The sequence below is a fragment of the Isoptericola sp. Y581 genome (assembly GCF_059445475.1).
Genome location: NZ_JCAIUK010000002.1, coordinates 263,676 through 284,134, shown reverse-complemented (window position 1 = coordinate 284,134; position 20,459 = coordinate 263,676). Strand labels below are relative to the sequence as shown.

The 20,459-nt window shown below is 74.4% G+C and carries 19 protein-coding genes; 4 read left to right on the top strand and 15 right to left on the bottom strand.

Annotation, left to right across the window (positions count from 1 at the left end):
- Positions 1 to 41: 41 nt before the first annotated feature.
- Both AC1C2W_RS04285 and AC1C2W_RS04280 read left to right on the top strand, forming a co-directional pair.
- Complete coding sequence (locus tag AC1C2W_RS04285) at positions 42 to 893, top strand: purine-nucleoside phosphorylase (protein ID WP_495387621.1); 852 nt, start codon at positions 42 to 44, stop codon at positions 891 to 893.
- Positions 894 to 941: 48 nt separating this feature from the next.
- Positions 942 to 2,786 (top strand): phospho-sugar mutase, encoded by a 1,845-nt coding sequence (locus AC1C2W_RS04280; RefSeq protein WP_495412476.1) that lies wholly within the window; start codon positions 942 to 944, stop codon positions 2,784 to 2,786.
- Between the two features lie 4 nt (positions 2,787 to 2,790).
- On the opposite strand, the gene AC1C2W_RS04275 is transcribed toward AC1C2W_RS04280, so the two are convergent.
- The 15 genes from AC1C2W_RS04275 to AC1C2W_RS04205 form a co-directional block, all read right to left on the bottom strand.
- Positions 2,791 to 3,609: a siderophore-interacting protein gene (locus tag AC1C2W_RS04275; protein ID WP_495387623.1), complete on the bottom strand. Its 819-nt coding sequence runs from the start codon at positions 3,607 to 3,609 to the stop codon at positions 2,791 to 2,793.
- 550 nt (positions 3,610 to 4,159) lie between these two features.
- Entirely contained in the window at positions 4,160 to 5,815 is a 1,656-nt protein-coding gene (locus tag AC1C2W_RS04270) for a hypothetical protein (protein ID WP_495412475.1), read from the bottom strand.
- Entirely contained in the window at positions 5,812 to 6,447 is a 636-nt protein-coding gene (locus AC1C2W_RS04265; RefSeq protein ID WP_495387625.1) for an ABC transporter ATP-binding protein, read from the bottom strand. The genes AC1C2W_RS04270 and AC1C2W_RS04265 overlap by 4 nt, the downstream gene beginning before the upstream one ends.
- 41 nt (positions 6,448 to 6,488) lie before the next feature.
- Positions 6,489 to 7,235 carry a deoxyribose-phosphate aldolase gene (gene deoC / locus AC1C2W_RS04260; protein WP_495387626.1) on the bottom strand — a complete coding sequence of 249 codons (747 nt, stop codon included), beginning with the start codon at positions 7,233 to 7,235 and terminating at the stop codon, positions 6,489 to 6,491.
- Positions 7,232 to 8,350: an adenosine deaminase gene (locus AC1C2W_RS04255; RefSeq protein ID WP_495387627.1), complete on the bottom strand. Its 1,119-nt coding sequence runs from the start codon at positions 8,348 to 8,350 to the stop codon at positions 7,232 to 7,234. Before AC1C2W_RS04255 ends, deoC begins: the two co-directional genes overlap by 4 nt.
- 19 nt (positions 8,351 to 8,369) lie before the next feature.
- Positions 8,370 to 8,624, bottom strand: a complete 255-nt coding sequence (locus AC1C2W_RS04250) for a hypothetical protein (protein ID WP_495387628.1) — start codon at positions 8,622 to 8,624, stop codon at positions 8,370 to 8,372.
- 86 nt (positions 8,625 to 8,710) lie between these two features.
- Complete coding sequence (locus tag AC1C2W_RS04245; RefSeq protein ID WP_495412474.1) at positions 8,711 to 9,532, bottom strand: serine/threonine-protein kinase; 822 nt, start codon at positions 9,530 to 9,532, stop codon at positions 8,711 to 8,713.
- Positions 9,533 to 9,556: 24 nt separating this feature from the next.
- Positions 9,557 to 10,870: a thymidine phosphorylase gene (locus AC1C2W_RS04240; RefSeq protein ID WP_495387630.1), complete on the bottom strand. Its 1,314-nt coding sequence runs from the start codon at positions 10,868 to 10,870 to the stop codon at positions 9,557 to 9,559.
- Positions 10,867 to 11,286 (bottom strand): cytidine deaminase, encoded by a 420-nt coding sequence (locus tag AC1C2W_RS04235; RefSeq protein ID WP_495387631.1) that lies wholly within the window; start codon positions 11,284 to 11,286, stop codon positions 10,867 to 10,869. The genes AC1C2W_RS04240 and AC1C2W_RS04235 overlap by 4 nt, the downstream gene beginning before the upstream one ends.
- A gap of 11 nt (positions 11,287 to 11,297) precedes the next feature.
- Positions 11,298 to 12,596, bottom strand: coding sequence for an ABC transporter permease (locus AC1C2W_RS04230; RefSeq protein WP_495387632.1), 1,299 nt, complete (start codon positions 12,594 to 12,596; stop codon positions 11,298 to 11,300).
- Positions 12,593 to 14,065, bottom strand: a complete 1,473-nt coding sequence (locus AC1C2W_RS04225; RefSeq protein ID WP_495412473.1) for an ABC transporter permease — start codon at positions 14,063 to 14,065, stop codon at positions 12,593 to 12,595. Before AC1C2W_RS04225 ends, AC1C2W_RS04230 begins: the two co-directional genes overlap by 4 nt.
- A complete protein-coding gene (locus tag AC1C2W_RS04220; protein WP_495412472.1) occupies positions 14,062 to 15,618 on the bottom strand; it encodes an ABC transporter ATP-binding protein in 1,557 nt (518 codons plus the stop codon). The genes AC1C2W_RS04225 and AC1C2W_RS04220 overlap by 4 nt, the downstream gene beginning before the upstream one ends.
- Before the next feature lie 179 nt (positions 15,619 to 15,797).
- Positions 15,798 to 16,904 carry a BMP family lipoprotein gene (locus tag AC1C2W_RS04215; protein WP_495387634.1) on the bottom strand — a complete coding sequence of 369 codons (1,107 nt, stop codon included), beginning with the start codon at positions 16,902 to 16,904 and terminating at the stop codon, positions 15,798 to 15,800.
- 161 nt (positions 16,905 to 17,065) lie between these two features.
- Complete coding sequence (locus tag AC1C2W_RS04210; RefSeq protein ID WP_495412471.1) at positions 17,066 to 18,259, bottom strand: amidohydrolase; 1,194 nt, start codon at positions 18,257 to 18,259, stop codon at positions 17,066 to 17,068.
- On the bottom strand, positions 18,256 to 19,419 hold the full coding sequence (locus tag AC1C2W_RS04205) for a mannose-1-phosphate guanylyltransferase (protein ID WP_495387636.1): 1,164 nt from the start codon (positions 19,417 to 19,419) through the stop codon (positions 18,256 to 18,258). The genes AC1C2W_RS04210 and AC1C2W_RS04205 overlap by 4 nt, the downstream gene beginning before the upstream one ends.
- Positions 19,420 to 19,598: 179 nt before the next feature.
- On the opposite strand from AC1C2W_RS04205, the gene sdhC reads away from it, so the two are divergent.
- Both sdhC and sdhD read left to right on the top strand, forming a co-directional pair.
- Complete coding sequence (gene sdhC / locus AC1C2W_RS04200; protein WP_495412470.1) at positions 19,599 to 19,982, top strand: succinate dehydrogenase, cytochrome b556 subunit; 384 nt, start codon at positions 19,599 to 19,601, stop codon at positions 19,980 to 19,982.
- The gene (sdhD, locus tag AC1C2W_RS04195; RefSeq protein WP_495412469.1) at positions 19,982 to 20,452 is read left to right on the top strand and encodes a succinate dehydrogenase, hydrophobic membrane anchor protein; all 471 of its coding nucleotides are present in this window, start codon (positions 19,982 to 19,984) and stop codon (positions 20,450 to 20,452) included. Before sdhC ends, sdhD begins: the two co-directional genes overlap by 1 nt.
- Positions 20,453 to 20,459 lie beyond the last annotated feature (7 nt).

The following is a 20,459-nucleotide window of genomic DNA, read 5'->3' as shown; positions in this document are numbered from 1 at the left end:
CGACGCGGCGCCACCCCGCCGCCCGGACTACCCTCGGGATCATGAGCACCACGAGCCGCAGCGTCGGGGACCTCGACGACCCGACCACCGACCCGTTCGACGTCGCCCGCGCGGCGGCCGACCACATCGCCGAGGCGACGGGGGTGCCCGGGCACGACGTCGCGCTCGTGCTGGGCTCCGGCTGGGGCGGCGCCGCGGAGCTGATCGGCGACGTGGTGGCCGAGCTCCCCACCCACGAGATCCCGGGCTTCGCCAAGCCGTCCGTGGCCGGGCACGCCGCGACCACCCGCTCGATCCGCGTGGAGCGCCCGGACGGCTCGGTGCGAAACGCCCTGGTGATCGGCGGCCGCACCCACCTGTACGAGGGCAAGGGCGTGCGGCGGGTGGCCCACGGTGTGCGCACCGCGGCCGCGGCCGGGTGCGAGACCGTCGTCCTCACCAACGGCTGCGGCGGCCTGCACATCGCGTGGCGCCCCGGCCAGCCGGTGCTGATCCGCGACCACATCAATCTCACGGCCGCCTCCCCGCTCGAGGGCGCGACGTTCGTCGACCTCACCGACCTCTACTCGCCGCGGCTGCGCGCGATCGCCCGGACCGTCGACCCCGAGCTGCCCGAGGGCGTCTACGCGCAGTTCCGCGGCCCGCACTACGAGACCCCGGCCGAGGTCAAGATGGCAGGGATCATGGGCGCTGACCTCGTGGGCATGTCGACGACGCTCGAGGCCATCGCCGCCCGGCACGCGGGCATGGAGGTGCTCGGCATCTCCCTGGTGACGAACCTCGCCGCCGGCATCAGCCCGCAACCGCTGTCGCACGAGGAGGTGCTCGAGGCCGGCCAGACAGCCGGCCCGCGCATCAGCGACCTGCTCGCCCGCATCGCCATGTCCCTGTGACTGCCACGTCCCTGTGACACCGCCGCCGATCATCCAAGGGGTTTCACCATGAGCCTTGACACCGACGACCCCGCCTTCGAGCCGGCCGCCGGCGCGCTCGACCTGCCCGTGCTGCTGGACCAGGTGGAGGCCTGGATCCGCTACGACGTCGACGACGACGACAAGGCCGAGCTCGCCCAGCTCGCCGAGCAGACGTCGTCACCCCGCGAGAGCACCCGGCGGCGGGCCGTGGCCCTGCTGCACGACCGGTTCGCCGGCACGCTGCAGTTCGGCACGGCCGGGCTGCGCGGCGCGATGGCGCCCGGCCCGAACCGCATGAACCGCGCGGTGGTCACCACGGCGGCCGCGGGCCTCGGCGCGTACCTCGCGTCGGCGCTCCGCCCCGGCGCGAGGCCGCGCGTCGTGGTCGGGTACGACGCCCGCGACCGGTCGTCGACGTTCGCCACGGACACGGCGGCGGTGCTCACCGCCGCGGGCGCCGAGGTGCTGCTGCTGCCGGCCGCGCTGCCCACCCCCGTGCTCGCGTTCGCGGTGCGCCACCTGGACGCCGACGCAGGCGTCATGGTCACCGCGAGCCACAACCCCGCCCAGGACAACGGGTACAAGGTGTACCTGGGCGGCCGCGTCGTGACCGACGCCGGGCAGGGCGCGCAGATCGTGCCCCCGCACGACGCGCGCATCGCCGAGCGCATCGCCGCCGTCGGGCCGCCGTCGGGCGTCCCCCGGGTGGAGTCGGGGTGGACGGTGCTGGGCCGCGAGGTCGTGGACGCGTACCTGGCGTCCGTGCGCGCGCTCGCCGAGCGTGCCGGGACGGGGACTGGGCCGCAGGAGCGGGCCGGGCTCCGCATCGTCACGACGTCGCTGCACGGCGTCGGCGGCCGGGTGCTCGCCCGGGTGCTCGCCGACGCCGGCTTCACGCACGTGACGCCGGTCGAGGAGCAGCTGGACCCCGACCCGCGGTTCCCCACGGTCCGCTTCCCCAACCCGGAGGAGCCGGGCGCGATCGACATGGCCGTGGCGCTCGCGGAGGCGCACGCGGACCTGGTGATCGCCAACGACCCCGACGCGGACCGGTGCGCGGTCGCCGTCTACGACCCGACCGTTGGCACGCACCAGGGCGCCGAGACCGCGCGCTCGCATGGCTGGCGCATGCTGCACGGCGACGAGGTGGGCGCGCTCCTCGGCCGCGAGGCGGTGCTGCGGGTCGCGCGGGGCGACCTCGTGGCCCCCGACGGCGCCGCCGGGACCGTGGTGGCGTGCTCCGTGGTGTCCTCGCGCGTGCTGTCGTCGATCGCCGTCCGGCACGGCGTCGGGCACGCCACCACGCTCACGGGGTTCAAGTGGATCGCCCGCACCCCGGGCCTGGTCTTCGGCTACGAGGAGGCCCTCGGGTACTGCGTGGACCCGGCGCACGTGCGCGACAAGGACGGGCTCAGCACTGCCGTGCTCGTCGCGCTGCTCGCGGCCCGGCTCAAGGCCGAGGGCCGCACGCTGATCGACGCCCTCGACGACGTGGCCCGCGAGAACGGGCTGTTCGTCACCGACCAGCTCTCGCTGCGCTACGACGACCTCGACCTGATCCCCGAGACGATGAGGCGGCTGCGCAACGCTCCCCCGCGCACGCTCGGCGGAGCGGGCGTGGCCCAGGTGCTCGACCTTTCCGACGGCATCGACGGGCTGCCGCCCACCGACGGCATCGTGCTGCTCGGCGCCGACGACACGCGCGTCGTCGTGCGCCCCAGCGGCACCGAGCCGAAGGTGAAGTGCTACCTCGAGGTCGTGGAACCGGTGGAGCCGGACGCGTCCGCCCTCGACGTCGGGAGCCTGCGCGTGGCGGCGCACGCCAAGCTCGAGCGGATCAAGGCCGACCTGAGGACGGCGCTGGGGCTCTGACGGGTCAGCCCACGAGGGCGGCGTCGTCCTGCTCGACGGCGGCGGCCCAGTCGCGCTTGCGCCCGCGCCAGTCCTCGTCGTCGCTGCCGCGGCGCCAGTAGCCCGACGCCGAGAGGAGCTCGCGCGGCACGCCGAGCTCGGTGCGGACCCACTGGCGCAGGTCGCGCACGCAGCCCGCTTCGCCGTGCAGAAAGACGTGCGGGACGCCCGCAGGGAACCGGCCGGCGGCGTGCGCCGTCCGGACGGCGTCGGCGAGGTCGCCGCTCCCCCGGTGCACCCAGGTGGCCGTCAGGTCCGCGGCGGACTCGATGCGCTGCTCGTCCTCGGGCCCGGGCACCTCGACCACCACGTGCGCGACGGCGCCCGCCGGGAGCGCCTCGACGGCGGTCGCGATCGCCGGCAGGGCGGAGTCGTCGCCCACGAGCAGGTGCCACGGCGCGCCGAGGTCGGGTGCGTACCCGCCGCCCGGCCCCATGAAGGCCACGGGCTCGCCCGGCTGCACCCGCGTGGCCCAGGGGCCGCCGACGCCCTCGTCGCCGTGCACCACCAGGTCGAGGTCCCACTCCGCGCCCCCGTCGGTGTCGCGCACCGCCCGCACCGTGTACGTGCGCAGCAGCGGGCGGCCGTCGGCCAGCTCGCCCAGCACAAGCTTCACGTAGCTGTCGGTGTGCGCGGTGGGGTCGAGCGTCGCGAGCTCGGGGCCGGCGACCGTGACCCGCACCAGGTGCGGGGTGACGTGGCGCACGGCCGAGACGGTCGCGTGGCGGGGGATGCGTTTGCGGGCCGGCGGGCCGGCGGGAGTCTCCGGGTTCGTGTCTGTCATGGTCAGGCGAGCCTAACTTCCGCGCGCACCCGCTCCCCCTGTGACGTCGGTCACCCGCCGGTCGCGCCCTCACTCCAGGGCGTCGTCCGCCCGCTCGCGACGCGCGGTGCCCGCGACCTCCGGGACCAGCCCGCGTGCCGGGGCATGAAGAACGCGAACGCGGTCGGCATCACGCTGCAGGCGAGGCTACGCCGCAGCGCGCCGAGCTTGACCGACTCCTACCTCGCCCTGTCCACCGAGATCGTCGGGGCGGGGCACCCCGTCACGTTCGCCACTCACGACGCAGAGCTCATCGGACAGCTCGTCGGCACACACGGCGACCGGCTCAAGGCACCGGACGTCGGGTTCGAGATGCTGCTGGGCTCGGCACCGCGCTGCTCGACCGGCTCCACGCCGACGGCTACCGCACCCGCGAGTACGTCGTCTACGGCGCCGAGTGGTGGCTCTGGGCCATCAACCGGATCGCCGAGCACCCCGCCGAGCACGTCCTGGCGGTGCTCGCCGGCCTCGGCCCGGACGCCCCCGCGATCAGCGGGTCCGCGATCGGGTCCTAGGCTCGCCCGAGCCGGCGCACGCCGGCGGCCGCGAGCGCGCCAGCGCACAGCGCGACCAGCACCGCGGCCGCCACGGCGGCGTCCGTCCCCGCGGCGGCGGAGCGGTGCACGACCCACGCGGCACCCGTCACCACGATCCAGCCACGTAGGTACCAGGCGCCCACGACGAGCGTCTGGGCATCGCCCGCCGGCGTGGACATCGGGGTGAACAGCTCGACCGGCGCGGTCGTCGCGCCGGCCACCCAGCCCCGCGCCGCCATCACGGTCACCAGCACGGCGGCGAGCCCGACGGCCGACATCGGCGCGAACTCCCCCGGCAGCAGGGCACCGAGACCGACCGCCGCGGCCCCGACCGCGTGCGCGGCCGTCGCCGGGACGACGGCGTGCCCCGCCACCAGGCGCGCGACGCGGCCCGGCAGCAGCCCACCGGGCACCGGCTGGGCCGCCATGTCGGCCAGGCCCCCGGCCCAGACCGCCGATGCGGCGTACAGCACCACGGCACCCACGACGACGGCGAGCGTCGATCCGGACCGCCCGCCCGCCCCCGTCGGCATGCCGATCAGCACGAGCAGCGCCGCACCCAGTCCCGCTGTCAGGGACACGGCGACCGGCAGCGGCCGCCGCGAGAGGCCCAGCAGGTCGCGGGCGACGAGCGGTGCGCGGCGTAGCAGAGCACCCGCGTACGTCCGACCCCGGCCGCGGAACCGGGGCACGCCCAGGACGCCTCGGGCCGCGGACGCCTCGCCCCCCGCGAGCGCCTGCCCGGCGGCGACCGTTCGCCGCTGGGCGGCCGACGTCACGTCCGGGTCGACCTCGGCCGGCAGCACGCGCAGCACCAGCCACAGGCTCGCGAGCCCGAGCAGCCCTGCGACGACGAGGACGCCCGCGCCGGGCCCGGTCGCGACCGGGCAGCGCTCCGGCGCGCCGCCCGGGCCGAGGCAGGCCATCGCGACCGTGCTCAGGACATCTGGGGCCGCGAGCCACGCTCCGACGGCCAGCGCCCCCAGTGCGGCGAGGGTCATTGCGACCCCGTCGGCCCCGCGGCGCCGACCTGGGCACTGCGCGGCGACCCCGACCGCCAGCGGCGCCTGGAGGGCGAGCGCGGCCGCCAGTGCCCACGCGGCCACGTCGGCCGCCTTCCCGCCCGACGCGTCCCCGCCGGCGCCGCCCGCGATCCCCAGCGCACCGGCGGCGACCGCGGAGCCCACGGCAGCGCCGAGCGCCCCCGCCCCCACGGCGAGCAGCGCCGCGCGCCGCCACAGCACGGCCCTGGGCGAGAACTGCCCGGACAGCGCGAACGTCGCCTCCGGCGGGCTCACCCACAAGGGCCCGCCGGCCCGCGCCGCGGCGACGGCCAACACGGAGGCGAGGCCGACGGCGCCCAGGCCGACGACCACGAGCCCTTCGAACGCGCCGAGCCCGGCGGCCGCCGCACCCAGCGGGGCCGCCGCCTGCGCCAGCGCGGCCCACAGCACGGGGCCGTAGACGAGCACGAGTAGGACCGCGCCGTAGCCCAGGTAGACGCGGTCGTTCGCGTCCGTGCCTGACGCCGCGGCGTGCGCCAGCGCCGAGCGTCGGCGCAGGGACCTGACCCACCGCCGCCACCGCGGGTACGGCATCACCAGGCCGGCCCCCTCGGTGGAAGCGCTCACCGGGGCCCCGGCTCCGCGAGCTCGAGGACCTGACCGCGCCCCCCGAGCTCGGCCCGCAGGCCAGGGTCGTGGGTGGCCGCCACCACGGCACGCCCCTGGTCCAGCGCGCGGCCGACGAGCCGCCGCGCGACCGCGCGCCAACGGGCGTCGAGCCGCTGCTCCGGCTCGTCGAGGATCACCAGCCGTGCCGGCCGGTACAGGGTCGTGGCGAGGGAGAACAGCTGGCTCTCACCCGACGACAGCTCCCCCGGGAACTGGTCGCGGACGCGGTCGAGCTCCGCCTCCGCGAGGGCGTCGTCCACGCCCGGGCCCGGATGCCGACCCGCCCACGCGACGGACACGAGCCGCAGGTGCTCGGCGACCGTCAGGTCGCGGTAGGAGGACAGGCCCCCGAGCAGCAGCGCAACATCCTCGCGGCGGCGCAGGCGGGCCTCCTCGGCGGGCAGGCCCAGCGCGTGCACCGTGCCCGACGTCGGGGCGTCGAGGCCGGCGACCAGGCGCAGCAGCGTGGACTTGCCGCTGCCGTTGGACCCCGTCACCGCCAGCGCCCCGCCCGGGGCGACGATCAGCGACGTCGGCGCGAGCACCTCGACGGTCCCGTACCTGCGCGAGACGTCTCGTGCACGAACCACGGGATCGACGGGCCCGCTCATCGAGGACACAGCTCCGCGGCTCAGTAGGCGTCGGTCGCGGGCGCCGCGGCGCCATCGCTCGCCGGGGCGTCGAAGCCCGCCAGCACGGCCGCCGTCCCCGACAGCCCGAGCCGCGTGGCGCCCGCCGCGACCATCGCGAGCGCGTCGTCCAGGGTGCGGACGGCGCCCGATGCCTTGACGCCCAGGGCGTCGCCGACCGTCTCGGCCATCAGCGCCACGGCATGCACCGACGCGCCGCCTGCGGGGTGGAACCCGGTCGACGTCTTGACGAAGTCCGCGCCGGCGGACCGCGCCGCGCGGCTCACCGCGACGATCTCGGCGTCCGTCAGGGCTGCCGCCTCGATGATGACCTTGAGTACGCGATCCGCGGGCACGGCGGACCGCACGGCCGCGATGTCCGCCTCGACGGCGTCGAACGCGCCTTCCTTGGCGGCCCCGACATCGATGACCATGTCCACCTCGTCGGCGCCGTCGGCGACGGACCGCGCGGCCTCGGCCGCCTTGACCTCGCTGACGTGCTTGCCGGACGGGAAGCCGCACACCGTCGCGACGGCGAGGCGTCCGGCCGCCACCGACCGGGCGTGCGCGACGAACGTGGGCGACACGCATACCGAGAAGACCCCGAGCCGCGCGCCCTCCTCGACGAGCGCGGTGACGTCGGACGTCGTCGCCTCGGGCTTGAGCAGCGTGTGGTCGACGTACCGCGCGAGGGCGGCCGCGTCGGCGGGCACGGGGCGCGCCCCGTCGGGCAGGCGCAGGTCGCTCATCGCTGCGCCCCCTCGGCCTGCTGGTACCCCGGCAGGATGATCTCGTCGACGAGGGCGCGGCGCTCGTCGTGGTGCATGAACGTGCTCCACGCGGCCGTCATCGTGACGTCCGCGAGGTCGTCGATCGTCCAGGCGGCCTCCGTGACGAGGCGCGTCATCTCGTTCGACATGGAGGTGCGCGACATCAGGCGGTTGTCCGTGTTGAGCGTGACCGCGAAGTCGAGCTCCTTCAGCCGCGTGATCGGGTGGTCGGCCACCGACGTCGCCGACGGCGTGGCGCCGGTCTGCAGGTTCGAGACCGGGGCCACCTCCAGCGCGATCTGGTGGTCCCGGACCCAGTGCGCGAGGCGGCCGAGCTCGGCCCGCCGCTCGCCGCCGTCGTCGAAGGAGTCGTGGAACGTGATGTCCTCCACGATCCGCACCCCGTGCCCGATGCGGTCCGCCTGCCCCACGTGCACGGCCTCGGCGATCGACGCCGGCCCCGCCGCCTCACCCGCGTGGATGGTCGTGGGGAAGTCCTGCTCCGCCAGGAAGCGCCAGATCCCCGCGTGCCGCGACGGCAGGAAGCCGTCCTCCGGCCCGGCGATGTCGAAGCCCACCACGCCCCGGTCGCGGTACGCGACGGCGAGCTCCGCGATCTCCTGCCACCGGTCCGTGTGCCGCATGGCGGTGACGAGCTGGCCCACCCGGATGATCTGCCCACGGGCGGCGGCCTCGCGGATGCCCTCGTCGATGCCCGCCTGCACGGCCTCGACCGTCTCGGGGAGCGTCAGCCCGCGCGCCAGGTGCTGCTCGGGCGCCCAGCGCTGCTCGGTGTACACCACGCCGTCCGCGGCGAGGTCGAGTACGGCCTCGCGCGCGACGCGCGCCAGCGCGTCGGTGGTCTGCATGACCGCGATCGTGTGGTCGAAGGTCTCCAGGTACCGCACCAGCGAACCCGAGTCGGCCGACTCGACGAACCAGGTGCCGAGCGCGGCGGCGTCGCCGGCGGGCAGGTCGTGCCCCACCTCCGCGGCGAGCTCGAGCACGGTCTGCGGCCGGAGACCACCGTCGAGGTGGTCGTGCAGCAGCACCTTGGGCAGGGCAGGGATCAGGTCGACGAGGGCTTGCGTCATGGGCTCAACCTACCGGCGATCACGCGTCCTGGACGGCATCGGGCTCGTCGAGGCCGGACACCTCCTGGCTCTGCTCCACGACGTCGGCCTCGGCGGCCCGGTCGTCGAGGTCGGCGCGCGCGTGCCGCGGGCGGTACTCCTCCGGGCCGCCGGCGTCCGTGGCGTCGTCGGGCGACGGCGCGTCCTGAGCCAGGGCGTCCTCGACCAGGCTCGTCGTGTCCTCGGGCGACTCCAGCCCGGCGTCGCGCCAGGCGTCCTCCGGAACGGTGCTCATGGCGTTCCTCCTCGCTCGACGGCGTCGTGTGCCTGCCGCTCCATCGTGGCCCGGGCCGGATCGGAGCGCCAGAGGGGCCGCGCACCTCAGCCACGCGCGTCCCGCGGCAGCAGCGCCCAGACGACGTGCGGCCAGCCGCCCAGCGCCGCCACCAGCGCGGCGCGGCCGTCCGCCGACGGCGCCGGCGCGGTGAGGGCGCTCGCCGGCACGGCGTGCAGGCGGCCCGACGACGGCTCGTACAGCGTGGCCAGCCCGTCGCGGACGGCGGTGAGCAGGACGACGTGCCGCGGCACCGCCGTCGTCACCCCGCGGGCGAGGTCCCCGCCCGTGAAGAGGGGGACGGGCACTCCCGCCGCCGCGGCGGCGACCGCCGCCTCGAGGGTGCGCCGTGCGGTCGTGCCGCCCACCACCCGGTGGGTGTAGCGCACACGCCCGTACCGCGCGTGCGCCGCCGCGCCCCACGGCGGGGTGCCGAGGGACGGGAGCCACCACACCAGCCCACCGGGCCCGTGGGTGGTGCGCGCGTGCCACCGCCGCTGCATCCCGGAGAACGCCGCGGCGGGCCCGGTCGGCCACCGCGCCAGCTCGAGAGCCCGTCGGGGGTCGCCCGCGAGGCTGAGCATCGCGAGCACCGCCGAGCCGCACGTGCGCTCGTCGACCTGGCGGGCCGGCGGCGCCGCTCCCCCGACCGCCGGGAGCAGCACGACGCGCGGTCGCCCGGCCTGCGGCGGCTGCGCGTCACGACCGAGCGGGTCGAGCACGCGGGCGCGGGCCGACGGCCGCAGGTCGCCGAGCGCTGCCGTCACGTCGGCCGGCACCGTCGGGCGTGCGAACCGGCCAGCCGGCGGCGGTTCGGGCGGCCGCCCCGCGAAGGCGCCGACCGTCGCGAGGACGTCGGTCAGACGCACCCGCGGGCCCATCGCCGCCTGCCCTCAGCCGATCCGGTCGAGCACCAGCGGCGCCACCGCGGCCGGGCCGCCGTCCTCGGCCACGGACCACGCGCCGTCCAGCGCCGCGCGGGCCCGGTCGAAGCGTTCCGGGGTGTCCGTGTGGAGCGTCAGCACCGGCTGCCCGGGCTCGACACGCTCGCCGGGGCGCACATGGATCTCGACGCCCGCACCCGCCTGGACCGGGTCCTCGCGCCGGGAGCGGCCCGCACCGAGCCGCCAGGCCGCGATGCCCACGCCGTACGCGTCCAGGCGGGCGAGGACGCCGCCCTGGTCGGCGACCACGTCCTCGCGGTGCCGGGCGACGGGCAGCGGCGCGTCGGGGTCGCCGCCCTGCGCCGCGATCATCCGCCGCCACACGTCCATGGCGCGCCCGTCGCCGAGCGCGGCGCGCACCTCCGCCTCGGGCACCGGGCGTCCCGCGCCCGCGAGCATCTCGACCGCGAGCGCCACCGTCAGGTCGGTGACGTCGGCGGGGCCGCCGCCGGCGAGCACCTCCACCGACTCGCGGACCTCGAGCGCGTTGCCCGCCGTCCGGCCCAGCGGTACCTGCATGCCGGTGAGCAGCGCGACCGTGCGCACCCCCGCGTCCGTGCCCAGGTCCACCATGGTGCGCGCGAGCTCCCGCGCGGACTCCAGGTCCTTCATGAACGCGCCCGAGCCGACCTTCACGTCGAGCACGAGCGCGCCCGTGCCCTCCGCGATCTTCTTGCTCATGATGGAGCTGGCGATGAGCGGCACCGACTCGACCGTGCCGGTGACGTCGCGCAGGGCGTAGAGCTTCTTGTCGGCGGGGGCGAGGCCGGCGCCCGCGGCGCAGACCACGGCGCCGACGTCCTCGAGCTGGTCCATGAGCTCGGCGTTGGTCAGCGAGGCGCGCCAGCCCGGGATCGCCTCCAGCTTGTCCAGGGTGCCGCCGGTGTGGCCGAGCCCGCGCCCGGAGAGCTGCGGGACGGCGACCCCGAACGACGCCACCAGGGGCGCGAGCGGCAGGGTGATCTTGTCGCCCACCCCGCCGGTGGAGTGCTTGTCCGCCGTGGGGCGCGACAGGCCGGAGAAGTCCATCCGTTCCCCGGAGGCGATCATCGCGCCCGTCCAGCGGGCCACCTCGGGCCGGCTCATTCCCCGCAGCAGGATCGCCATCGCGAGCGCCGACATCTGCTCCTCGGCGACGGCCCCACGGGTGTAGGCGCCCACCACCCAGTCGATCTGGTCGGGGCCGAGCGGGAGTCCGTCCCGCTTGGCCCGGATGACGTCGACGGCGTCGAATGGCTCGTGACCTGACGAGGTGTTGCTCATGCCGTGCCCCTTCCCTTGTGGCGTTCGAGGTCCTGCACGCCGAACGCGTCGGGCAGCACCTCGGTCATGGGCACCACGCCCCGGACGGACTCGACGAGGAGGTCGGGCCCGCCGTGCTCCCACAGCAGCTGCCGGCAGCGCCCGCAGGGCATGAGGACCTCGCCGGTACCGTCCACGCAGGTGAAGGCGACGAGGCGGCCTCCCCCGCCGGTGACCAGCGCGGAGATCAGCGAGCACTCGGCGCAGAGCGTCACGCCGTAGGCGGCGTTCTCCACGTTGCAGCCCACCACCACGCGCCCGTCGTCGACGAGCGCCGCCGCGCCCACCGGGAACCCGGAGTACGGCGCGTACGCCCGGGTGACGACGTCGCGCGCCGCCGCCCGCAGCGTGTCCCAGTCGATGTGCTCGTCGGGCATGGCTGTGCCCCCTATTCCTTGGTGTACGCGGTCCCGGACGCCGCGGGGGCACGCGACCGCCCGACGAGCCCGGCCACCGCCAGCAGCGTCACCAGGTACGGGAGCATGAGCATGAACTGGCTCGGCACCGGGGATCCCACCACCGACAGCACGTTCTGCAGGTTCGTGGCGAAGCCGAACAGCAGGCCCGCCAGCGCGGCGCGCAGCGGGTCCCACTTGCCGAAGATGACGGCCGCGAGGGCGATGAACCCGGCGCCCGCCGTCATCTCCCGGCCGAACTGGTTGATCGACACCACCGTGTAGAAGGCGCCGCCCATGCCGGCGATCGCGCCGCCGATGAGGACCGCGCGGTACCGGGTGCGCACGACGTCGATGCCGACCGTGTCCGCCGCCTTGGGGTGCTCGCCCACGGCGCGCACCCGCAGGCCCCAGCGGGTGCGGAACAGCGCGAACCACACCGCGGCGACGGCGACGAACATCAGGTACACGACGATGGTCTGGTTGAACAGCACCGGGCCGACGATCGGGATGCGCTCGAGCAGCGGGATCGGCAGGCGCTCGAAGCGCGTGGTGGCGTTGAGCGCCTCGGTGTTGGGGACCAGCAGCTCCGAGTAGAAGAAGCTGGTAAGGCCGATCACCAGCACGTTGAGCACCACGCCGACGATCACCTGGTTGACCTTGTAGGTGATCGTGAACAGGCCGAGCACCAGCGCCACCAGGGCGCTCGCGACCACCGCGGCGAACAGGCCGGCCCAGGGGCTGTTCGTGATCGACCCGACGATGGCGGCGACGAACGCGCCGGCGAGCAGCTGGCCCTCGATCGCGATGTTCACCACGCCGGCACGCTCGCCCACGACGCCGCCGAGCGCGCCGTAGACGATCGGCACGGACAGCCCGACGGCGCCGCTCAGCAGGCCGACGACAGACAGGTCGCGCGGGCTGCCGGCGGCGGCCCAGGCGAGGAAGCCCACGAGGAGTGCGGCGACGAAGACGGCGATCGCCCAGACCGGCACCGGCCGCCCGGCCCGGGTGCGCACGGCGGCGAACCCGAGCACGAGCATCCCCACGGCGCCGCACACCCAGGCGGTGGCCATGGCCGGGACCACGATCGTGGACAGCACGACGTAGTCGGTGCTGGTGGACAGCTGGAAACGAGCCGACCCCTCGTGCGGCCCGACCAACAGGAGCAGCGCGTACAGGACGAGCACCACCCCGAGGCCGATGACGGCCTTCCACGTCACCGTGCTGACGGTGCGCGACGTGGCCCGCGAGGCGGCGGGCCCCGGGGCGTCGACGGTCGTGGCGGTCATGCCTGTCCCTCCTGTGCGGTGCGACGGCGGCGCTCTCGTCGCTTCGGCGCCCGGTCCGGCTGCGGCAGGCGGAAGATGGCCCGCACGAGCGGCGGCGCCGCGATGAACAGCACGATCAGCGACTGCACGACGAGCACGATCTCGATGGGGATGCCCTGCGCCGCCTGCATCGCGGAGCCGCCGGCCTTGAAGCCGCCGAAGAGGATGCCCGCGCCCAGCACCCCCCACGGCGAGGAGCCGCCCAGCAGCGCGACCGTGATCGCGTCGAAGCCGATGCCGGCGTCGATGTCGGCGCTGAAGCCCGTGGTCACGGTGCCCAGCACCTGCTGTGTGCCCGCGAGGCCCACCAGACCACCGGCGACGAGCATGACGAGCACCGTGGTGCGGGGCACGTCGATGCCCGCGACCCGCGCGGCCTTGGGGTTCTCCCCCACGGCGCGGAACGCGAAGCCGGCGCTCGAGCGGTTGAGCAGCCACCAGACGCCCACCACGGCGAGCAGCGACAGCACGAAGCCCCAGTGCAGGTTGTAGCGCTCGCCGAGCAGCCCCGGCAGCACGGCACTGTCCTGCATCGGCGGCGTCTTCGGGTTGGCCGACCCCGGCGCCTGCATCAGCCCGGGCGTCGCGAGGAAGTACGACAGCAGGTAGAACGCGACGTAGTTGAGCATGATCGTGACGATCACCTCGTGCGCGCCGGTGCGGGCCTTGAGCAGGCCCGCGATGCCCGCCCACAGCGCGCCGGCGGCGATGCCCGCGACCAGGCAGAGCAGCATGTGCAGGGGGAACGGCAGGCCGGTCACGCCGAAGCCGATCCAGCCGGCGGCGGTGGCGGCCATGAGCATCTGCCCCTGGCCGCCGATGTTGAACAGGCCCGCGCGGAACGCGAGCGCGACGCCCAGGCCGGCCGCGATCAGCGGCGTGGCGTTCGTGAGGGTCTGCGTCAGCGGGCGGATGCCCTGCGCGAACGAGTCGGCGCCGAAGTTGTAGACCGCCCCCTGGAAGAGCGCGGAGTACGCGCCGCCCACGGCCTGGCCGATCGACGCGAGCGTGTCGCCCGGGCGGGCGAAGAAGTACGGCGCGGCGGCGACCACCTCCTCGTCCGTGACGACGATGAGGATCGAGCCCGCCACGATCGCGAGCACGATCGCGCCGAGCGCCACGGCCCAGCCGCCGGAGGTCGCGCGCCGCAGCGCGTCGCGCCACCGGTCGCCGGACTCGTCCAGGGCGGGCGCCTGCTCGCGGGCGACCTCCTGCTCGAGCGCCTCCGCCAGGCCGGGCTCGGCCTCCGGGTCGACCGTCTCGAGCGCCTCGCCCAGCGGCGAGTCGGGGTCGACGAGATCGCCCGTCGAGCGCGTCGAGCCCGTCGAGCGCGTCGAGCGCGTCGAGCCCGTCGAGGACCCGGGTTCCGGGACCTCGGGCTGCGTACCGTCCGGGTCGGTGCCGTCGGGCCGGGGCGTCTCGCCGCTCACGCCGCGTCTCCTTGGTTCTGGGGGCCGGTCTGGGGGCCTGCCTCGGGGCCGGTCTCCGGCGCGATGCCGGCCATCATGAGGCCGAGCACGTCGCGCGGGGTCGTCGCCGGGACGATGCCGACGACGCGCCCGCGGTACATGACCATGATCCGGTCGGCCAGGGCGACGGCCTCGTCGAGCTCGGTCGAGACCACCAGCACCGGGATGCCGGTGTCGCGGGTCTCGACGATCCGCTTGTGGATGAACTCGATCGAGCCGACGTCGACGCCGCGGGTCGGCTGCGCGGCGACCAGCAGGCTGAGGTCGCGCGAGAGCTCCCGCGCCAGGACGACCTTCTGCTGGTTGCCGCCCGACAGCCGGCCCACGCGAGTTTCGATGCCCTGGGTGCGCACGTCGAACTCGGCGACCTTCTCCACGGCGAACTGGTCGCGCGCCGCGAGCTGCAGGGTGCCGTGCCGCACGAACGGCGGCCCGTCGGTGCGGTCGAGCACGAGGTTCTCGGCGATGGTGAACTCGCCGACCAGCCCGTCCACCGTGCGGTCCTCGGGCACGAAGCCCACGCCGGCGTCGAGGATCCGGCGCACCGAGCGGCCCACCAGCTCCTTGCCGTCCAGCCGCACGCTGCCGGTCACCGACTCCTGCAGGCCCACGAGCGCCTCGGTCAGCTCGGTCTGTCCGTTGCCCTGCACCCCGGCGACCACGAGCACCTCGCCGCCGCGCACCGTGAAGCTCACGTCGTCCACCAGCACCTGCCCGTCCGGGCCGGCGACCCGCAGGTCGGTGACGACGAGCTCGTTGGCCGTGGTCTGCGGCTCGTCCTTGCGCACGGTGAGCTCGACGGCGCGGCCCACCATGAGGGAGGCCAGCTCCGCGTCGGTGGCGGTGGGGCTGGCCTCGCCGACCACCTTGCCGTGCCGCACCACGGTGATGCGGTCCGCGACGGCCCGCACCTCGCGCAGCTTGTGCGTGATGAAGACGATCGCCGCACCCTCGTCCCGCAGCTGGCGCATGATCCCCATGAGCTCGTCGGTCTCCTGGGGGGTGAGCACCGCGGTCGGCTCGTCGAAGATCAGCACGTCCGCGTCGCGCCCGAGCGCCTTGATGATCTCGACCCGCTGCTGCACGCCCACGGGGAGGTCCTCCACCAGCGCGTCCGGGTCCACGTGGAAACCGAAGCGGTCGGCGATCTCGGTGACCTTGGTGCGCGAGCTGTCCAGGTCGAGCACGCCTGCGGCGCGCGTGGACTCGTGGCCGAGCATGACGTTCTCGGCCACCGAGAACACGGGCACGAGCATGAAGTGCTGGTGCACCATGCCGATACCGGCCGCCATCGCGTCGCCGGGCCCGTCGAAGGTCCGGACCTCGCCGTCCAGCAGGATCTCGCCCTCGTCGGCCTGGTACAGGCCGTAGAGCACGTTCATCAGCGTGGACTTGCCGGCGCCGTTCTCGCCCAGCAGGCAATGGATCTCGCCGGGCTGCACCACCAGGTCGATGTGGTCGTTCGCCACGAGCGCGCCGAAGCGCTTCGTGATGCCTCGCAGCTCGAGCCTCATGCTCAGCCTTCCGTCCGATCGCGGGGTCTCAGGAGGTGGTGGAGCAGCGCACCGCCATCAGCCTCTCACCGGGGCAGCCTCTCAAGGGGCAGCCCCGACGCCGTCTGCATAGGTCACGCACGGGTGGCGCGGTCCATGCGGACCGCGCCACCGCTCAACGTGCCGTCACGCCGCTGCCATCACTCCTTGCCGGAGAGGCCGGAGAGGTAGGAGTCGACCTCGACCTCGCCAGAGATGATCTTCTCCTGGAGGGCGGTGACCTCCTCCATGAGGGCCGGGTCGACCTTGTCCTCGAAGTTGTGCAGCGGGGCGAGCCCCACGCCCTCGTTCTCCAGCGTGCCGACGTACGGCGTCGGGTCGAAGTTGCCCTTGCCGGCCGCCATCACCGCGTCGTAGGTGGAGACGTCCATCTTCTTGAGGATCGACGTCAGCACGTAGTCCTGGGTGGACGGGTCGGTCTCGAAGAAGTCCGCGTCGACGCCGACGAGGGCCACGTCCTTGCCCGAGTCCTGGATCGCCGCGATGGCGGACTGGTAGATCGGGCCGCCGACGGGCAGGAGCACGTCCACGCCCTGGTCGATGATGTTCTGCGCGGTCGTCTTCGCGGTCTCGTTGGCCTCGAAGCCGCCCGTGAACGACCCCTCGTCGCCGCCGGAGTACCCGACGACCTCGACCTCGGCGTCCTTGGCCTCGTTGTAGTACTCGACGCCCTGCTTGAAGCCGTCCATGAAGATGGTCACGGTCGGGAACGGCTGGCCGCCGAACGTGCCGACCTTGCCCGTCTCCGAGTACCCGGCCGACAGGTAGCCCGCCAGGAACGCGGCCTGGGCGGTGTCGTACAGCAAGGGCTTGATGTTCTCGGCGTCCGTCGTGCCGTCGAAGTCCGCGTCCGCGGCGTCGTCGACGATGATGTACTCGGACTCCGGGTTGGCGGTCGCCGACTCGATCGTCGCGGCCGAGAGCGCGAAGCCCACCGACACGATCGTGTCGCAGTTCTGCCCGACGAGGGACTCGAGGTTCGGCTTGAAGTCGCTCTCGGACTGCGACTGGACCTCGACGGCCTCCGTGCCGAGCTCCTCCGCGGCCTGGAGCACACCCTCGTAGCTGAGCTGGTTGAAGCTCTTGTCGTCGAACCCGCCCTGGTCCGAGACGATGCACGGCTTGAAGTCGCTCGCGGCGGCCGAACCGCCCCCGTCGCCACCGGACTCCTCCGGGGCCTCGGCACAAGCCGCCAGCGCGAGCGCGGCGACGCCTGCGAGGGCAGTGAGCTGGATCGCTCTCTTCACCTGTCGCTCCTGTCGATCGTTCGTCGGGCCAGGGTCGTCCGGCCCGTCACGCAGGGAATCCTAGTCACCGCTGGGGACGCGGAGTACCGCGCGCCACGAACCCGCAGTAGTCGTTACCGAAGCGGTATCGACCGGGAACACGCCGGAGACTTTCCGGTGAATCAGGGCTGCAGCGCGAAACGTGCCAGCAGCCGGGCCCCGACGGCGATCGACCGCTCGTCCACGACCAGGTCACCCTGGTGGATGTCGTAGCGCCGCTCCCCCGGCGTCCCGGTGCCCAGCCGGGCCATCGCGCCCGGGACCTTGGTCAGGTACCAGGCGAAGTCCTCGCCGCCGAGGGACTGCTCCGTGAGCACCACGCCGTCGGGCCCGAGCACCGCGGCGCCGGCGGCCTCGAGCGCGCCCGTCACCGCCGCGTCGTTGTCCACCGGCGGGACGCCGCGCGCGTGCCGCACTGTCACGTCCACCTCGTACGGGACCACCACCTGCTCCACCGCGTCGTGCAGCACCTGGCTGGCCCGCTCCCAGGCGCGCACGTCGAGGCAGCGCAGCGTGCCACTGACCGTGCCGGTGGCCGGGATCGCGTTGTGCGCGTTGCCCGCGTGCACGGTGCCCCAGGTGAGGTTCACGCCGGAGCGCGGGTCGAGCCGCCGGCTCAGCACCGCCGGCACCTGCGTGATGACCTGGCCCAGCGCGTACACCACGTCCCCGGTCAGGTGCGGCCGCGACGTGTGCCCGCCGCCCGACGACAGGGTCACGGTGACGCTGTCGGAGGCGGAGGTGATGGGGCCGATCCGGGTGCCGACCTGCCCGACGTCGAGCTTGGGCTCGCAGTGCACCGCGGCGATCCGGTCGACGCCGTCCAGCGCGCCCTGCGCCACGACGTCGTGCGCGCCGCCGGGCGTGACCTCCTCAGCCGGCTGGAAGACGAGCCGCACCCCGCGGTCGAGCAGACCCTCGTCGTGCAGGGCGGCGAGCGCCAGCCCCGCGCCGAGCACCACCGTGGTGTGCACGTCGTGGCCGCAGGCGTGCGCGACGCCCGGCACGACGGACTCGAAGGGCAGCCCGCAGGAGTCGTCGAGCGGCAGCGCGTCGATGTCGGCGCGCAGCGCGACGCGGCCGCGCCCGTCCGCCGAGCGCTCCGGCCCGACGTCGCAGACCAGCCCCGTGGCCTCCAGCAGCCGCGGCGCGAGACCCGCCGCGCGCAGGCGGTCGGCCACCAGGGCGGTGGTGCGCACCTCCTGGCGGCCGAGCTCGGGGTGCGCGTGCACGTCGCGGCGGATCTCGATCAGCTCGGCCTCGAGGGCCGCGAGGACCTCGTCGAGCCGCGCGCCGGCGTCCACGGGGGCGCTCACAGGAGGTCCTCGCGGCCGTGCGAGCGCATCGCGTCGACCATGTCCTTCACCTGCTGGGCGCGGGCACGGGTCGTCACCAGCAGGGCGTCGGGCGTGTCCACCACGACGACGTCGTCGATGCCGAGCAGCGCCACCACCCGGTCCCCGCCGGGTACGACGACGGACCCGGCCGACTGCACGCGCACCACGTCCCCCGGGTCGCCGAGCACCTTGGACCCGCTGTCGTCGTCCGACGGGAGCAGGGCCGCGAGCGAGTTGAAGTCCCCCACGTCGTCCCAGCCGAACGTGCCCGGAACGACGGCGACGCCGCCCTCGGCCGCGACGGGCTCGGCCACGGCGTGGTCGATCGCGATCTTCTCCAGGCCTGGCCACACCTCGGCCAGCACCCGGTCGCGGTCCGGGCCGTCCCAGGCGGCCGCGACGGCGCGGAGCCCGTCGTGCAGGGCCGGCCGCTGCTGCGCAAGGTGGCCGAGCAGCACCGACGCGCGGGCCACGAAGATCCCCGCGTTCCAGCGGTACTCCCCGGAGGCGACGTACTCGCGGGCGGTCGCGGCGTCCGGCTTCTCCGTGAAACCCCGCACGTGCAGGGCGCTCGGCGCGTCGTCGACACCCAGGGGGTCGCCGCTGTGCACGTAGCCGAACGCCACGGACGGGCGCGAGGCGGCGATCCCGATCGTCGCGACATACCCCGCGCGCGCGGCCGCGACGGCCTCGCGCACCGCCGCCTCGAAGGAGGCCGTGCCCGACACCACCTGGTCCGCGGCGAACGAGCCGACGACGACGTCGCCGTGCCGGTGCTCGAGCACCGCGGCCGCCAGCCCGATCGCCGCCATCGAGTCCCGCGGCGAGGGCTCGGCCAGGACGTCGTCCGCCCCGAGCTCGGGCAGCTGCTCGCGGGCCGCGGGCACGTGCTGCGTCCCGGTGACGAGCACCACGCCGCCGGGGCCGGTGAGCGGCCCGAGCCGGTCCACCGTGCCCTGCAGCAGGGAGCGCCCGGTACCGGCGAGGTCGTGCAGGAATTTGGGGGCGCCCGCGCGGGACAGCGGCCACAGCCGGGTGCCGGCGCCGCCGGCGGGGACCACGGCGTAGAACCCAGGGATCGGTCGGGAGGCCGGTCCGGCCGGGCTCGATGATCCGGACGGAGGTGCCGCAGTGCTCATGTCCGCAGCATAGGCGTGCTGACGGCCGAGCCGTCGGCGACGTCAACCCTGTGGAATAGGTCACGAAAGGCACGGGAGCGCCCCGGTTTGCCGGACCCCGTGTGCCGCGAGACGACCTGATGTCACTACAGTGAACGTGAACGGAATCCACCCAGAATCCGCCAACGGAGGCTCCCCCCGTGCCTACAGCACCTGCTGGCACGCTCTACCGCGGCCGTGAAGGCATGTGGTCCTGGGTCGCGCATCGCGTGACCGGCGTGCTCATCTTCTTCTTCCTCCTCGTGCACATCCTGGACACCGCACTGGTCCGGGTCTCGCCCGAGGCCTACAACGCCGTGATCGGGACGTACCAGACGCCGATCATGGGACTCGGGGAGGCCGGCCTCGTGGCCGCGATCGTCTTCCACGCGTTCAACGGCGTCCGCGTGGTGCTCGTCGACTTCTGGGCCAAGGGCCCGAAGTACCAGAGGGCCATGCTCTGGGTCGTCGTCGGCCTGTTCGTCGTCACCATGGCCGGCTTCCTGCCGCGGCACCTGATGAACGTCTTCGGAGGTGGGCACTGATGGCAGCGGCACAGACCGGGTCCCCGTCCGCGATCGCCGAACCCCGCTCCCCGTACGCGCGGCGCAAGACCACGCGCGGCAACTACGAGCTGTACAGCTGGGTGTTCATGCGGGTGTCGGGCGTGCTGCTGCTCGTGCTCGTCTTCGGGCACCTGTTCGTCAACCTCATGGTCGGCGAGGGCGTGCACGCGATCGACTTCGCCTTCGTCGGCGGTAAGTGGTCCAGCCCGTTCTGGCAGGTCTGGGACCTGCTGATGCTGTGGCTCGCGATGATCCACGGCACCAACGGCGTGCGCACCGTCATCAACGACTACGCCCAGCGCGACGCGACGCGCGGCGTGCTCAAGGTGCTGCTCTACCTGGCGTCCGTGATCGTCGTCGTGCTCGGCACGCTCGTGATCTTCACGTTCAACCCCTGCCCGCCGGATGCGCCGGCGAACCTCCTGCCGTCGATCTGTTCCGCGAACTAAGGACTGG